At 58.8% G+C, this 14,003-nt stretch carries 16 protein-coding genes; 11 read left to right on the top strand and 5 right to left on the bottom strand.

The genetic code is table 11. The features are described 5' to 3' along the window. Window positions 1-53: 53 nt before the first annotated feature. Complete coding sequence (locus ABWV42_RS14405; protein ID WP_353340777.1) at window positions 54-752, bottom strand: MgtC/SapB family protein; 699 nt, start codon at window positions 750-752, stop codon at window positions 54-56. Window positions 753-899: 147 nt separating this feature from the next. On the opposite strand from ABWV42_RS14405, the gene guaA reads away from it, so the two are divergent. The 6 genes from guaA to ABWV42_RS14375 all read left to right on the top strand — a co-directional run bounded on the left by guaA (window position 900) and on the right by ABWV42_RS14375 (window position 7,067). Next, on the top strand, window positions 900-2,459 hold the full coding sequence (gene guaA / locus ABWV42_RS14400) for a glutamine-hydrolyzing GMP synthase (protein WP_255106457.1): 1,560 nt from the start codon (window positions 900-902) through the stop codon (window positions 2,457-2,459). A 144-nt stretch (window positions 2,460-2,603) separates the two neighbouring features. Next, window positions 2,604-2,957: a hypothetical protein gene (locus ABWV42_RS14395; RefSeq protein WP_353340776.1), complete on the top strand. Its 354-nt coding sequence runs from the start codon at window positions 2,604-2,606 to the stop codon at window positions 2,955-2,957. Next, a complete protein-coding gene (locus ABWV42_RS14390) occupies window positions 2,954-3,826 on the top strand; it encodes a DMT family transporter (RefSeq protein ID WP_353340775.1) in 873 nt (290 codons plus the stop codon). The genes ABWV42_RS14395 and ABWV42_RS14390 overlap by 4 nt, the downstream gene beginning before the upstream one ends. Before the next feature lie 124 nt (window positions 3,827-3,950). After that, window positions 3,951-5,090: an OmpP1/FadL family transporter gene (locus tag ABWV42_RS14385; RefSeq protein ID WP_353340774.1), complete on the top strand. Its 1,140-nt coding sequence runs from the start codon at window positions 3,951-3,953 to the stop codon at window positions 5,088-5,090. Between the two features lie 101 nt (window positions 5,091-5,191). Continuing rightward, complete coding sequence (locus ABWV42_RS14380) at window positions 5,192-6,109, top strand: DMT family transporter (RefSeq protein WP_353340773.1); 918 nt, start codon at window positions 5,192-5,194, stop codon at window positions 6,107-6,109. Window positions 6,110-6,209: 100 nt separating this feature from the next. Further along, entirely contained in the window at window positions 6,210-7,067 is an 858-nt protein-coding gene (locus ABWV42_RS14375) for an ATPase (protein WP_353340772.1), read from the top strand. A gap of 16 nt (window positions 7,068-7,083) precedes the next feature. Here ABWV42_RS14375 and ABWV42_RS14370 read toward each other — a convergent pair whose 3' ends face one another. Beyond that, complete coding sequence (locus ABWV42_RS14370; RefSeq protein ID WP_353340771.1) at window positions 7,084-7,470, bottom strand: hypothetical protein; 387 nt, start codon at window positions 7,468-7,470, stop codon at window positions 7,084-7,086. 15 nt (window positions 7,471-7,485) lie between these two features. Next, window positions 7,486-8,472 carry a hypothetical protein gene (locus ABWV42_RS14365; protein WP_353340770.1) on the bottom strand — a complete coding sequence of 329 codons (987 nt, stop codon included), beginning with the start codon at window positions 8,470-8,472 and terminating at the stop codon, window positions 7,486-7,488. 186 nt (window positions 8,473-8,658) lie between these two features. On the opposite strand from ABWV42_RS14365, the gene metA reads away from it, so the two are divergent. From metA to ABWV42_RS14340, 5 genes are read left to right on the top strand one after another with little or no spacing between them, the layout of a single operon-like run. Then, a complete protein-coding gene (metA, locus tag ABWV42_RS14360) occupies window positions 8,659-9,582 on the top strand; it encodes a homoserine O-acetyltransferase MetA (protein ID WP_353340768.1) in 924 nt (307 codons plus the stop codon). Next, on the top strand, window positions 9,572-10,525 hold the full coding sequence (locus ABWV42_RS14355; RefSeq protein WP_353340767.1) for an alpha/beta fold hydrolase: 954 nt from the start codon (window positions 9,572-9,574) through the stop codon (window positions 10,523-10,525). Before metA ends, ABWV42_RS14355 begins: the two co-directional genes overlap by 11 nt. A 41-nt stretch (window positions 10,526-10,566) precedes the next feature. After that, complete coding sequence (gene ppk2 / locus ABWV42_RS14350) at window positions 10,567-11,436, top strand: polyphosphate kinase 2 (protein ID WP_353340766.1); 870 nt, start codon at window positions 10,567-10,569, stop codon at window positions 11,434-11,436. Then, a complete protein-coding gene (locus ABWV42_RS14345) occupies window positions 11,429-12,046 on the top strand; it encodes a TetR/AcrR family transcriptional regulator (RefSeq protein WP_255106435.1) in 618 nt (205 codons plus the stop codon). Before ppk2 ends, ABWV42_RS14345 begins: the two co-directional genes overlap by 8 nt. Window positions 12,047-12,057: 11 nt before the next feature. Continuing rightward, entirely contained in the window at window positions 12,058-12,831 is a 774-nt protein-coding gene (locus ABWV42_RS14340) for a hypothetical protein (protein ID WP_353340765.1), read from the top strand. 172 nt (window positions 12,832-13,003) lie between these two features. Here the strand turns inward: ABWV42_RS14340 and rpsI are convergent, their stop codons facing one another. Both rpsI and rplM read right to left on the bottom strand, forming a co-directional pair. Beyond that, the gene (gene rpsI, locus ABWV42_RS14335) at window positions 13,004-13,489 is read right to left on the bottom strand and encodes a 30S ribosomal protein S9 (protein WP_255106431.1); all 486 of its coding nucleotides are present in this window, start codon (window positions 13,487-13,489) and stop codon (window positions 13,004-13,006) included. Window positions 13,490-13,492: 3 nt separating this feature from the next. After that, window positions 13,493-13,954, bottom strand: a complete 462-nt coding sequence (gene rplM, locus ABWV42_RS14330; RefSeq protein ID WP_255106428.1) for a 50S ribosomal protein L13 — start codon at window positions 13,952-13,954, stop codon at window positions 13,493-13,495. Window positions 13,955-14,003: the final 49 nt, after the last annotated feature.

Raw genomic sequence — 14,003 nt, 5'->3', positions numbered from 1 at the left:
GCGACATTCAGGGGGTATTCGAGCGACCTTGGCGCGGTTTCCCCCTGCCCCGGCTACTCTTCGACCGATGATTCCCACGCAATCGCCACAACGCCGGGGGCCAGCATCAGGGGCGCAATCAGGCTGTTCATTTCGTCTTCGTTCTTCTCGACGACGGAAATGCTAACCGAGAGCCTTTCGGTGCCGCTGCGCACGCTGTCACATTTCTCGAAGCCGGTGATCTGAACGCCCTGCCCTGACAAAAGCTGCAGCGCCTGCGCCCTCAGATCGCTTTCCTTCTCGGCCTCGCAATCCATGATCACGCGGTATTCCAGAAGCAAGGGAATGCCCGCCCGCGTCTTGCGTTTCAGCCATTTCACCAGCGGACGCAGGCCGAGGTTCACAAACACCACCAGCCCCGTCGCCAGAACAGCAAAAGCCGGATAGCCCGCCCCGGCAATCAGCCCAACCGCTGCCGAACACCACAGGGTTGCGGCCGTATTGAGGCCATGCACCGTAAAGCCATGCCGGAAAATGATGCCCGCGCCAAGGAAACCGATGCCAGAGACCACCTGCGCGGCAACCCGTGTCGGGCTCACCTCGTCGGGAAACAACTGCGAGAAGACAACGTAAGTGGCGGCACCCAGCGCAACCAGGGCATTTGTCCGCAATCCGGCCATGCGCTGACGCACCTGCCGTTCCGATCCGATCAACGCTCCGCAAAACAGTGCAAGCGCCAGATTGAGCGCCGCGCCTTCGATCCCGATAACCAATTCCTGCTCTCCCTGCCATGATCCGTGGCTGATAAATCCGCGACGCTAATGGCGCGGAACAAGTCTTGGCAACAAAAACATGTCTCTCCGCCTCTGTGACGCTCTTCATCTCTTGCGAAAATCACCGCACTGGCCTATGCGGCACTCATGTCAGACAAATCCCATGCCCGCCTCCTGATCATCGACTTCGGCAGCCAGGTCACGCAGCTGATTGCGCGCCGCCTGCGCGAGCTGAACGTCTATTGCGAAATCCACCCCTATCAGAACGTCACCATGGACGTTGTCCGCGAGATGGCGCCCAAGGCGATCATCTTCTCGGGTGGTCCCGACAGCGTGACCCGCGAAGGCAGCCCGCGCGCGCCGCAGGAAATCTTCGACTACGGTGTTCCGATCCTTGGCATCTGCTACGGCCAGCAGGTCATGATGCACCAACTCGGCGGCAAGGTCGAAAGCGGCCACGGCACCGCGGAATTCGGGCGTGCCTATGTGACCCCGAAAAACGAGCTCGACATTCTCAAGGGCTGGTTCGAAGACGGCGACGAACAGGTCTGGATGAGCCACGGCGACCACGTCAGCGAAATCGCCCCGGGCTTTGAGGTCTATGGCACCTCGCCCAACGCACCTTACGCGATCACCGCCGATACCAAGCGCCATTTCTATGCGGTTCAGTTCCACCCCGAGGTGCACCACACCCCGAACGGTGCGAAACTCTACGAGAACTTCATCAAGCTTGCGGGCTTTACCGGCGACTGGACCATGGGCGCCTACCGCGAGGAAGCCATCAAGACGATCCGCGAACAAGTGGGCGACTCCCACGTGATCTGCGGTCTGTCGGGCGGCGTAGACTCGTCGGTCACCGCGATCCTGCTGCACGAAGCGATCGGCGACCAGTTGACCTGCGTCTTCGTGGACCACGGCCTTTTGCGCAAGGGCGAGGCCGAAGAAGTGGTCTCGATGTTCCGCGACAACTATAACATCAAGCTGATCCACGCCGATGAGACCGAATTGTTCCTTGGCGAGTTGGAAGGCCAGTCCGATCCGGAAACCAAGCGCAAGACCATCGGCAAGCTGTTCATCGACGTGTTCCAGAAACACGCCAACACCATCGACGGCGCCGAATTCCTTGCCCAGGGCACGCTGTATCCTGACGTGATTGAATCGGTCTCCTTCTCCGGCGGCCCTTCGGTGACGATCAAATCGCACCACAACGTCGGCGGCCTTCCCGAGAAAATGGGTCTGAAGCTGGTCGAACCGCTGCGCGAGCTGTTCAAGGACGAAGTTCGCGCCTTGGGTCGCGAGCTGGGCCTGCCGCAGTCGTTCATCGGCCGCCACCCCTTCCCCGGACCGGGCCTTGCCATTCGCTGCCCCGGCGAGATCACCCGCGAAAAGCTGGACATCCTGCGCGAAGCCGATGCGGTCTATATCGACCAGATCCGCAAGCACGGTCTTTACGACGAGATCTGGCAGGCCTTCGTGGCAATCCTGCCGGTGCGCACCGTTGGCGTCATGGGCGATGGCCGCACATACGACTATGCCTGCGCTCTGCGCGCCGTGACCTCGGTCGACGGCATGACCGCGGATTACTATCCTTTCACCCACGAGTTCCTTGGCGAAACCGCCACGCGGATCATCAACGAGGTCAAGGGCATCAACCGCTGCACCTATGACATCACCTCGAAGCCTCCGGGCACCATCGAGTGGGAATAACGATTGAAAGCGCCTCCTGAACAGAGGCGCTTTTCTTTTTTTTCGGAACCCTGAAATTCTTCTCGAAGAATTTCAGACTGAAGAATTTTCTAGAAAATTCTGCAGCCTTGCCCCAAGAATGCAGCAGTCGTCAGGGAGCGGGTGATGTTCAGGAAAGTGGTATTGGGCGCAACCCTCGCCGCAGGGGCTGCAGGGGCGGACGTTCCCCTGACCTGCGAGGGCGTGGGACCGGATTGGGATCTCACGCTCGCCGAAGACAGCGCAAGCTTCACCTTCCAGCGCAGCGATCGTTTCGATGTGCCACAATCCAGCGTCGCCGAAGGGCATGACTGGCCACGCGCCTATACGCTGATTGCCGAATTCGACACGGCGATCCTGCTTGTCGACAAGGCAACATGCACCCTTGGCGCTGATACATGGCCCTTCACCGCCCATGTCCTGACGCAGCGCGGGCAAACCCCGATCCTGCTGACCGGGTGCTGCGTGGTGGCGGAATGAGCAATACGCTGAAAGCCGCGCTGTGGATGATCGGCGCGATCCTGTCCTTTTCGTCGATGGCGATTGCCGGGCGGGCGGTTGCCTTCGAACTCGATACCTTCGAGATCATGATGTACCGCAGTTTTGTCGGTGTCATCGTGGTGATTACCGTGACCTTCCTTGCAGGAACGCAAAACCAGATCACCCGCAGATCGCTGGGGCTGCACCTCACCCGCAACGCGGCGCATTTTGCAGGCCAGAACCTGTGGTTCTATGCGCTGACACTTATCCCGCTGGCGCAGGTCTTCGCGCTCGAATTCACCTCGCCGCTCTGGGTGATCGTCCTGTCGCCGCTGGTGCTGGGTGAGCGTCTAACGCGCATGCGCCTACTGGCCGCCCTGATCGGTTTCATCGGCATCCTGATCGTTGCCCGCCCCGGGGCAACACCGATCAACGCGGGCCTTGTCACCGCGGCTCTTTCGGCCATCGGCTTTGCCTTTTCCATCATGCTGACCAAGCGGCTGACCCGCACCGAAACCATCACCTGCATCCTGTTCTACCTCACAACCATGCAGGCCGTTTTCGGTATCGTCTTTGCTGGCTGGGACATGGACATCGCCCTGCCTTCGGCCCACAGCGTGCCCTGGCTCATCCTCATCGGCTTTGCCGGCCTGATCGCGCATTTCTGCCTGACATCAGCCCTCACCCTCGCCCCGGCAACCGTTGTTGTCCCCATCGATTTTGCCCGCCTGCCCGCCATCGCCGTGGTTGGAATGCTGTTTTACGCAGAACCGCTGGACATCTACGTTCTGATTGGGGCCGTGCTGATTTTTGGCGGCAACTACATAAACATCCTTAGTGAACTTCCGTCGCCAAACCGCAAAAGTTAACAAAACTGTTGCACGTTCGCTACAGATCGACCGCTGCTCGCTACCCCGAGTGAGCTTTACGCAAGGTGACAAATTGACGGAAACGTCAGCGTCTTGTTTTCCTTTTCCGAAATGGGAGGACTCTATGAAAAAAATAAACCTGGGACAGGTCGCAACCACAACCTGCGCACTCGCGCTTCTGGCTGGGCAGGGCTTTGCGGGCGGCCTTGATCGCTCCGGACAACCGATTGGGTTGATTTTTGAAGAAGGCAATTATGTAGAGTTGTCTTTCGGTCACAGCAACCCTTCAGTCATGGGCAATGATCTGGCTATCTTTAACCCGGCGCAAACGCCGTCGGGAAACGTTGCTCAAAGCTTCAATCAAATAGCTGGTGGTCTTAAGATCCAAATTACAGACCAACTTTCTGCAGCCATTATTTACGATCAGCCTTGGGGTTCAGACGTGGTTTACGCCGCACCAGATGCGAACCCTCTAACTCCAGGTTCCGTGCTGCTTGGAGGCACACAGGCAATCGCAGAGACGCAATCTCTGACCGGTATCCTCAGATACAAATTTAATGACAGTTTCAGCCTTCATGGTGGGTTGCGATACCAACAAGCTGAAGGGAACATAACCCTTTCTGGCCTCGCCTATGGCCCTTTGAACGGCTACAACGTGTCTCTTGCTCAGGACTCTGGCGTCGGCTGGCTTGTTGGTGCAGCCTTTGAAAGGCCGGACATTGCCCTGCGCTTGGCAGTAACTTATCAATCTGAAATCGACCACAGTTTCAGCACTGTTGAGAGCCTTGCGCCGTTGGCTACTACAACGACAAACACAACCACACCACAATCCTTGAACATCGATTTCCAAACGGGGGTCGCTCAGAACACGTTGTTGATGGCCGGTATTCGGTGGGTAGACCACAGCGTCGTTAGCATCATGCCGACTATCTCAAATACTGAGTTGGTTGATATTGAAGACTCGACGACTTTTTCGCTAGGTCTAGGGCGTCGTTTTACGGAAAACCTCTCAGGCTCGGTCATGCTCTCATATGAAGCGGCTAGTAGCGATAATCTCGTTTCACCTCTTGCTCCCACAAACGGGATGAAAGCTTTGACCCTCGGCCTTCAATACAAAAAAGACAAAATGAAAATCTCTGGCGGCGTGCGTTACACCAAACTAGGTGACGCATTTGCTGAAACCGGTACACCTGACGTGGCACGCGCCGCGTTTGGCGGAAGCGACGCGATCTCCTTCGGACTGCGTGTCGGCTTCTACTTCTAATCTCATCTGGACGAAAATTCAAAGCCCCGCCAATCGGTGGGGCTTTTTCTTTGCGCAAGAAACGGAGTGATGGGTCTGCCAAACCCGTCTACACCGCCCGCATGACTGATGTTACCCAAACCTCGCTTTCCCAGCGCGCCTGGATCGAACTGCTTTTGCTTGGCCTGATCTGGGGTGGCGTATTCCTTGCCGCCCGTCTGGCCTTGAACGAAGTCGGGGTTCTGACCGCCGTGGCACATAGGACATTCTGGGCCGCGCTGGTGCTCTGGGCGGCTGTCAGGATGCTGCGGTTGCCGGTACCGCGGGACCTGCGGACGTGGACCGCCTTCATGGTCATGGGCTTGTTGAACAACCTCATTCCCTTCTCTCTCCTGAACTGGAGCCAGCTTCACATCGAAAGCGGCCTTGCCTCGATCTTCAACGCGGCCACGGCCCCCTTCGGGGTGCTGGCGGCGGCGCTGTTCTTTGCGGATGAACGGCTCAGCCGCCGCAAACTCGCCGGTGTGCTGATTGGTTTCGCGGGCGTTGCAACCGCCATCGGCCTTGACGCCATCCGCCATTTCGATCCGCGCAGCCTTGCCCAGCTTGCGGCACTTGGCGCGCCGCTGTCCTATGCTCTGGCGGCCGTCTGGGCCCGCAAACACCTTGCCGGTCTTGCCCCGCATGTCTCGGCGGCGGGTATGCTGACCTGTTCGGCACTGATCGCCGTGCCGCTGGCCTGGGCCGTGGATGGCCCCTTCGAGACGCAGCTTTCGGCCACGACCTATGCCGCACTGGCCTATTACGCGTTGATCGCCACGGCAGGCGCCTACCTGCTCTACTACCGTGTGCTCGACATGGCCGGCAGCGGCAACCTGTCCCTCGTGACACTGCTCATACCGCCCTTTGCCATCGTGCTAGGGGCCCTCGTCCTTGACGAGGCCCTCGAGATGCGCGCCTTCGCAGGCTTTGGCATCCTTGCACTTGGCCTTCTCGTGCTTGATGGTCGCATTCCCCTGCCCGGACACAAGAAGAGCTAGGCCCAAACGCGACGATCCCACACACGCGGATGTCGGATTCCCATTTGACCCTTCCGAAGAGGCCCGCTACCAAAATGCGGAAATCTCTGAGGACCGGGCAATGATCTACACTTCCGCGCAGGACTGGCAGGCGGCCGACCGCAAAAAGGTGCTTTTGTTTGGCATGTCGGGCCTTGGCAAGACCCATGTCTCGAACATGCTGCGCGACAGTGGCGAATGGTTCCACTACTCGATCGACTACCGTATCGGCACCCGCTACATGGGCGAGTTTATCGCCGACAACGCCAAGCGCGAAGCCATGAAAAACCCGTTCCTGCGCGAGTTGCTGATGTCGGATTCGATCTATATCGGCTCGAATATCACCTTCGACAACCTCGCGCCGCTGTCGACCTACCTTGGCAAGCCGGGCAATCCCGATCTTGGCGGAGTCCCGTTTGACGAATACATGCGCCGTCAGGAACAGCACCACGCAGCGGAAGTGTCGGCGCTCTTGGATACCGTGCATTTCATCAACCGCGCACAGGACCTTTATGGTTATGACCATTTCGTCTGCGACACCGGCGGGTCCATCTGCGAAGTGGTCGACGCGGATGACCCGAACGATCCGGTCATGACCGCACTGTCGCAAAACACCCTGATGGTCTGGATCAAAGGCTCGGACGCCCACGCCGATGAACTGGCACGCCGCTTTGACAAGGCGCCCAAGCCGATGTTCTACAAACCCGAGTTCCTCAAGGCCCGCTGGAGCGAATACCTTGCCGAAAATGATATCGGCGAAGACGAAGTCGACCCCAACGCCTTCGTGCGCTGGACCTACTCCAAGGCCCTCGCCCACCGCCAGCCGCGCTATGACGCCATGTCCAAATGGGGCATCACCGTCACCGCCGAAGAGGTGGCCGAGGTGAGGACGACCGAGGATTTCAACACCCTGATCGCCCGGGCGCTCGACAGGCGTTGAGCCAGCAAGGCAAGCGCTACAGGAAGACTCGAAGATCGCCGACAAGCTTGCTGAGAAACTCCGCGGCTTTCTTAAAGTCTTCAAGACCCGCGTTGATCGCCTTGATGTCCTTCAGGAACTTGTAGGCCTTGTCCGCAGCCTCCCGCAATTTCTTGCGTGTTTGCATCAATTGCTCCGGTGTGATGAGCTTTTCCGCGATCAAATCGAGCGCCTCATCATATTCGCGCCGCATCTCGGCACGCACTGCCTTCAGCGCATCGAAGCCCTCTCTATCGCGGGCTCGGCGCAACCGAATGAGCTCACGTTCGGACTTGCTGTAGATCTTGGAAAAGTGGCCTCGAAGGATCTCCACGAGATGCAGTAGTTTGTCGAATTCGTTTTCGGGAATAACGCTCTGGTTCATGAAATTTCTCCTAAATTACAATTTGTTCACGGCCTCTAGCAGGGCCACGATACGCGATTGCGCTTCTTGAAAATCTTCAAGCGAGCCTCCGTTGGTGAGGCTCTTCAAAATAGCCGCGTGTGTGCGGCCAATGTCGGAATAAATCCGGTACCTGGCTTTCTCGTCGGCTTCGACTATATCTTTGTGGGCCTTTTCAATTGCCGCCAGTCCGGCCTCGGTTCCGGCGTCGAAATCCTCCAACGCAGTTGTCAAAAGTGCCGCTGTTGTCTCGAGACCTTCCTTTTCGCTTTCGTAAGCGATCAAAGCCAGTTGCACAGAAGCCCTGCGAACAAAGGGATCCGCGCTTTTTACCACGCTGCGAATTTTCCGATACTTGGCAGCTTCGGCAAGTTCCTTGGCCACCAGCCCCACGACTTCGGAAACAGCAGACAGCTTCTTGGCACTTCCCCCCTCACCGGTAAACTTTTCGGAGGCACGAACCGCGTCCACCAATCCGCCAGCGGCACCAATCGCCTCGGCAGCGGACGTTTGCAAGTCTGCTGCATTGTTACTCTCAGCCATAGCTTTGAGCGCCTTTGCATAGGCATCGAGATCGTTCCGGATCCCATTTGCATGGAAAGCTTGCGCCGTTTTCTTATCGGTAGCGGGCGCAATGTAAGCCGCAGTTTCCTGCACCTTTGCCGTGTCGTACACCGTTGCAACCTTCCGCCCTTTGGCATCTTTGGCGATCATTCTACAGACTTTGGCGAAGTCCTTCTGAACCACCCGGAGCGCGGGTTGTTTATGCAAACAAGCCTCGGCATCAGAACTGTGGTACGCCGCCCCGACTGCCACGAGATCAAGTCGCCGTGCCTTGGCGACTTTCTTTCCGAAAGTAACTTCGTCGAAGTTCTTGTTCTCGGCGACAATGGCCGCGGCCACAGCATCGCTGAACTTTTCGATGTCGGGAGTAACGCTTGCAGCGCTACAGGCAGCGACGGTTGCCCCCACCGTGGCGAGCATAGAATATCTCATGATATCACCTGTTCAAAAATAAATTGGTTCAAAACGTGACAACCACTCTACCATAAAGTTCGAACAACCCAAAGGCGATTTAGATCCGGACAATTCAAATTCCCTTGTTCGCACTGGAATCAAATACAAAAACCGCTTATGTCACAGCGGACTTTACGGCCTAGGAATACTGTTATGCCCATCAAACTGCCCTCGCACCTTCCCGCCTTCGACGTGCTTTCGCGCGAAGGTGTGATGGTCATGTCCGAGCGGCAGGCGGCGCGGCAGGATATTCGGCCCTTGCGGATCGGGTTGCTGAACCTGATGCCCAAGAAAATCCAGACCGAGAACCAGTTCGCGCGCCTGATCGGGGCCACTGCCTTGCAGATCGAACTCTCGCTGATCCGCATGAGCGAGCACAAGACCCGCAACACGGCTGCCGAGCATATGGCGGAATTCTATCGCCCCTTCGACGAGGTCAAGGCCTCGGGTGAGAAGTTTGATGGTCTGATCATCACCGGCGCGCCGATCGAGCACATGCCCTTTGACGATGTGACCTACTGGGACGAGTTGCGGGAGATCTTTGACTGGACCCAGACCCACGTGCATTCCACCTTCGGCGTGTGCTGGGGTGGCATGGCGATGATTAACTACTTCCATGGCGTCAAGAAACACATTCTCGATGCCAAGGCCTTTGGTTGTTTCCGCCATAAGAACCTTGATTCCGCCTCGCACTACCTGCGCGGTTTCTCGGATGACTGCGTGATCCCGGTCAGCCGCTGGACCGAGATGAAACAGGACGAAATCGACAGTGTTCCGGCCCTGAAGACCCTCTTGGCCAGCGACGAAGTCGGCCCCTGCCTTGTGGAAGATCCCGAGCATCGGGCGCTCTATATCTTCAACCACTTCGAATACGACAGCGACACGCTCAAGCAAGAGTATGATCGCGACGTGGCCGAAGGGACGCCGATCAACGTGCCGATGAACTATTATCCCGACGATGATCCAAGCCAGCCGCCGATGAACCGCTGGCGCAGCCATGCGCATCTTCTTTATGGCAACTGGATCACCGAGATCTACGAAACCACGCCTTACGACATGAACGAGATTGGCCGGTAACGTCCTGATATTCATCGCCCTTCTTGCTCTGGGCTTCGTCGGCGTTGTCCTGTGGCGGGCGCGCCGCCACGAGGCACGTTCCGAGGCCAGCCACCCGCCTGAAGGCGAGTTTCTCGAGGTTGACGGCCACCGCGTGCATGTCGTGATCCGCGGCAGCGGGCCCGATCTGGTGCTGATCCACGGTGCCAGCGGCAGCACCCGCGACATGACCTTTGAACTGGTGCGCCATCTCGAAGATCGTTACCGCGTTCTGGTCTTTGACCGTCCTGGCCTTGGTTATACCGACCGGCTGCATGGCAAGGGGGCCACGCTCATCGAACAGGCCGATCTCCTATCCAAGGCCTGCGCCCAGCTTGGCGCGCCCCGCCCCATCGTCTGCGGCCAAAGCTATGGCGGTGCCGTGGCATTGGCCTGGGCGGTGCATTTCCCTAACCGCCTCTCGGCGCTTGTGCCCGTCGCAGCCGTGGCAAGCATCTGGGAAACGCCCCTTGATGGCTACTACCGGACCGTCTCGCACCGCTGGATCGGGCCGCTGGCGATCCCGCTGATCACGGCTTTTGTCACCGACAGCTATGTCGACAGGGTCATGGCCAGCATCTTTACCCCACAAACTGAACCAAAGGGCTTTGGCGCCTACTTTGGCACCGGCCTCACGATCCGCCGCGCCGCCTTGCGGGCCAACGCGCTTCAGCGTGCCAACCTGCTGGCGGAAATCCACGCCCTTTATCCGCGGTACGGAGAGATTTCTGTGCCGACGGAAATCATCCACGGCGATGAAGACACGATCGTCCCGCATTGGAACCATGCCGAACGCCTCGTGACGCGAATTTCCGGCGCACAGCTCACCATCCTGCCCGGTGTCGGCCACATGCCGCAGCACGTCGCCGCCAGGGATGTCGCGGCGGCAATCGACCGGGCCGCGCACCGCGCTGCATTGCACTAGCCCGCTGCGAAGGCCATATTAAGAAAAAACGGAGAGGTTTCATGGAGCTGCCCTTTGATGGCGCCATCAGCGCATTCTACGAGAACGACGCCCCCGAGGCCGTCCGCAAAGCCATTAAAGACGCCGACAAGGACGATATCCTTGATGCCAGCTTTCCTCATTCCGAGCGCATGAGCCGCAAGGCCTATGAGAAAGAGATCGAGGCGCTTCAGGTTGAGCTCGTGAAACTGCAACGCTGGGCCAAGGACAGCGGCCAGCGCGTGGCCATTGTGTTCGAAGGGCGCGACGCAGCCGGCAAGGGCGGCACCATCAAACGCTTTCGCGAGAACCTCAATCCGCGCGGTGCCCGCGTGGTGGCGCTTTCCAAACCCACCGAGGCCGAGCAGTCGCAATGGTACTTCCAGCGCTACATCGACCACCTGCCTTCGGGCGGGGAAATCGTGTTCTATGACCGCTCGTGGTACAATCGCGGCGTGGTCGAAAAGGTCTTTGGCTTCTGCACCGACACTCAACGCGAGCACTTCTTCCGGCAGGTACCAGACTTTGAGAAAATGTTGGTCGACGAAGGCATTCACCTGTTCAAGTTCTGGCTCAACGTCGGGCGGGCGGAACAGCTGCGCCGCTTCATGGCCCGCGAGCGTGATCCCCTGAAACAGTGGAAACTCAGCTGGATCGACGTAGAGGGCCTCAAGAAGTGGGATGATTACAGCGCCGCGATCTCGGAAACGCTGGAACGCTCTCACACGCCCGAAGCACCCTGGACAATCGTGCGCTCCGACGACAAGCGCCGCGCACGTCTGGCGGCGATCCGCACCGTTCTGGGCAGGCTTGACTATGACCGCAAGGATGCCAAGGCCATCGGTGACATCGATACGAAAACCTGCGGCGGACCGGACATCTGGAATGCCTAAACGCGGCTATCATCACGGCAATCTGCGCCAGGCCCTTGTCGAAGCGGCTCTGAAACTCATCGAGGCCAAGGGGCCCACCGGCTTTACCCTGTCCGAGGCCGCGAAACAGGCGGGTGTGACGCCGGCGGCGGTCTACCGCCATTTCGAAGGCCGCGAGGACCTGATCGCCGAGGCCGCGCGCCAGGGCTATGTGATCTTCGCCGACCTGATGCAATACGCCTATGACAAGGGCCAACCCTCTGCGCTTGCCTCGTTCGAGGCCACCGGGCGTGCCTATCTCGCCTTTGCCCGCAAGTACCCCGGCCACTATATCGCAATGTTTGAAAGCGGCATCTCGGTGAACCGGACACCCGAGCTGGCCGATGTCGCGGCGCGCGCGCGAGGTGTCATGGAGCGGGCTGCCGAGGATCTGAGCCGCCATATCCCGCCCGAGAAACGCCCGCCCGCCAGCATGTTCAGCGCCCATATCTGGGCCATGAGCCACGGGGTCGTGGAACTTTTTGCGCGGAACTCGCCCGGAACCCAAAGCCCGTTTCCGCCCGAAGACCTGCTGGAAAGCGGTATTGGCGTCTACTTGCGCGGGCTTGGCCTGATCGACTCGGACAGCTGAGGATAGACGTGATGGAAAACCTCTTCGAAGGCTCCTTTACCTACCCGCAGGGGTTTGCCGATCTCGTCAAGCAGACGCCAGCCTATCGTGCGGAATACCGCGGCATGAACGAGACCCTGCACGACATCGCGCAATTCGGGCTTGATCCCCTGCGCGAGCAGAAGGTGATTGCCCCGACAGACGCCGAACTTGAGACGCTCGAGGACCCCGACAAGATCGCCGCCGAGAAATACACCACCCTGTGCAAGGAATTCGAAGGCCAGCCCGAATTTCTGGCGCTACATGCCCTGACCATCGCCGCCGCCCGCCGCAGCAATCCGCCCCCCATCGCGCGGGCGATCTTCCTTGCCATGTGGCAGGATCACGGTGATTTCCTCATGGATCGGCTGGACGTGCGCTGGCAATTGTCGGCGCTCCAGACCTTTCGCGACTACGGCGAAAACGAAGTCCAGCGCCGTTGCGCCTCGGAACTAACCGTGTTTTTCGGCCTCATCAAACTCTACGAGACCGAAAGGCGCTATAGCGGTTTCAAGGCCAAACAGCCCTTCGACCTCGACACGCGCACCCGCAGCAACCTACCGCTGGGAATGACCCCTTATTCGATCAAGAACGGTGATCTCGACCGCAACCTGCTTGGCATGATCTGGATCACCGCTGAAACCGATCCGGTTCTGCGCCCCCTTGCCTGCCATCTCCTGACCAGCATCAACCGCGAACGCGGTTCGATCTTTCGCCGCTTTAGGCTGATGCGACGCGAATTGAAGAAACGGCGCGCGCAGAAGTAATTCAGGAATTTTGCCGGGCGGCCCCGCCGCACTGCGCCTGCCTGCCCCCCGGCAGGCGCATTCGCGCCCGCCCAGGCAGTCGCTGCCCTTCTCGAATGCCCTCTGACCGCAAAACCAAAACGAAAAAGGGCCGCCCGAAGGCGACCCTTTGTAATCTCTTGTCCAGTAAAGCTTAACGCTTCGAGAACTGGAACGAACGACGTGCTTTGCGCTTACCGTATTTCTTACGTTCAACAACGCGCGAGTCACGGGTCAGGAAGCCTGCGGCTTTCAGAGCGCCACGCAGCGACGGTTCGTAAAGTTGCAGAGCTTTCGAGATACCGTGCTTGACCGCACCGGCCTGACCGGTCAGACCGCCGCCTTTAACGGTGGCGAATACGTCGAATTCACCTTCAACGCCGGCAACCTGGAAGGGCTGGCGCAGGATCAGCTGAAGAACCGGACGTGCAAAGTATTTGTCCATGTCTTTGCCGTTCACGACAACTTTGCCCGAACCCGGCTTGACCCATACACGGGCAACAGCGTCTTTACGCTTGCCGGTGGCATAGGAACGGCCCAGTTCGTCACGAACCGGCTCGCGGGGGGCTTCTACTTCGACAACAGCTTCTGCACCAGCAACGGCGTTCAGCTCTTCAAGCGAGTTGATTTGATCAGCCATTGATTAGCTCCGGGTGTTTTTCGAGTTCATGGATTTCACATCCAGCACTTCCGGGGCTTGCGCCTCGTGCGGATGCTCTGCGCCAGCGTAAACGCGCAGGTTGGTCATCTGCTTGCGCGACAGCTTGCCGCCGGGCAGCATGCGCTGAACAGCTTTCATGACCACACGCTCCGGGTACTCGCCTTCCAGGATCTGTTCGGCGGTGCGGTGCTTGATGCCGCCCGGGTGGCCAGTGTGCCAGTAGTATTTCTTGTCCGAACGCTTGCGACCGGTCAGCTGGACCTTGTCGGCGTTTACGACGATGACGTTGTCACCCATGTCCATGTGGGGGGTGAACGATGCCTTGTGCTTGCCGCGCAGGCGCATGGCGACGATCGATGCGAGACGGCCCAGCACCACGCCCTCGGCGTCGATGATGATCCATTTCTTTTCGATGTCTGCCGGAGTAGCAGAAAAGGTTTTCATGTCAGTCTACCTGATGTTTGGTTGACGAATGCGCCCAAGACGGACGCAC

The organism is Pelagimonas sp. KU-00592-HH, assembly GCF_040369695.1.
Lineage (GTDB): Bacteria > Pseudomonadota > Alphaproteobacteria > Rhodobacterales > Rhodobacteraceae > Shimia.
Note: the sequence above shows the minus strand (reverse complement) of the source record. Positions and strands in the feature narration are given on the sequence as shown.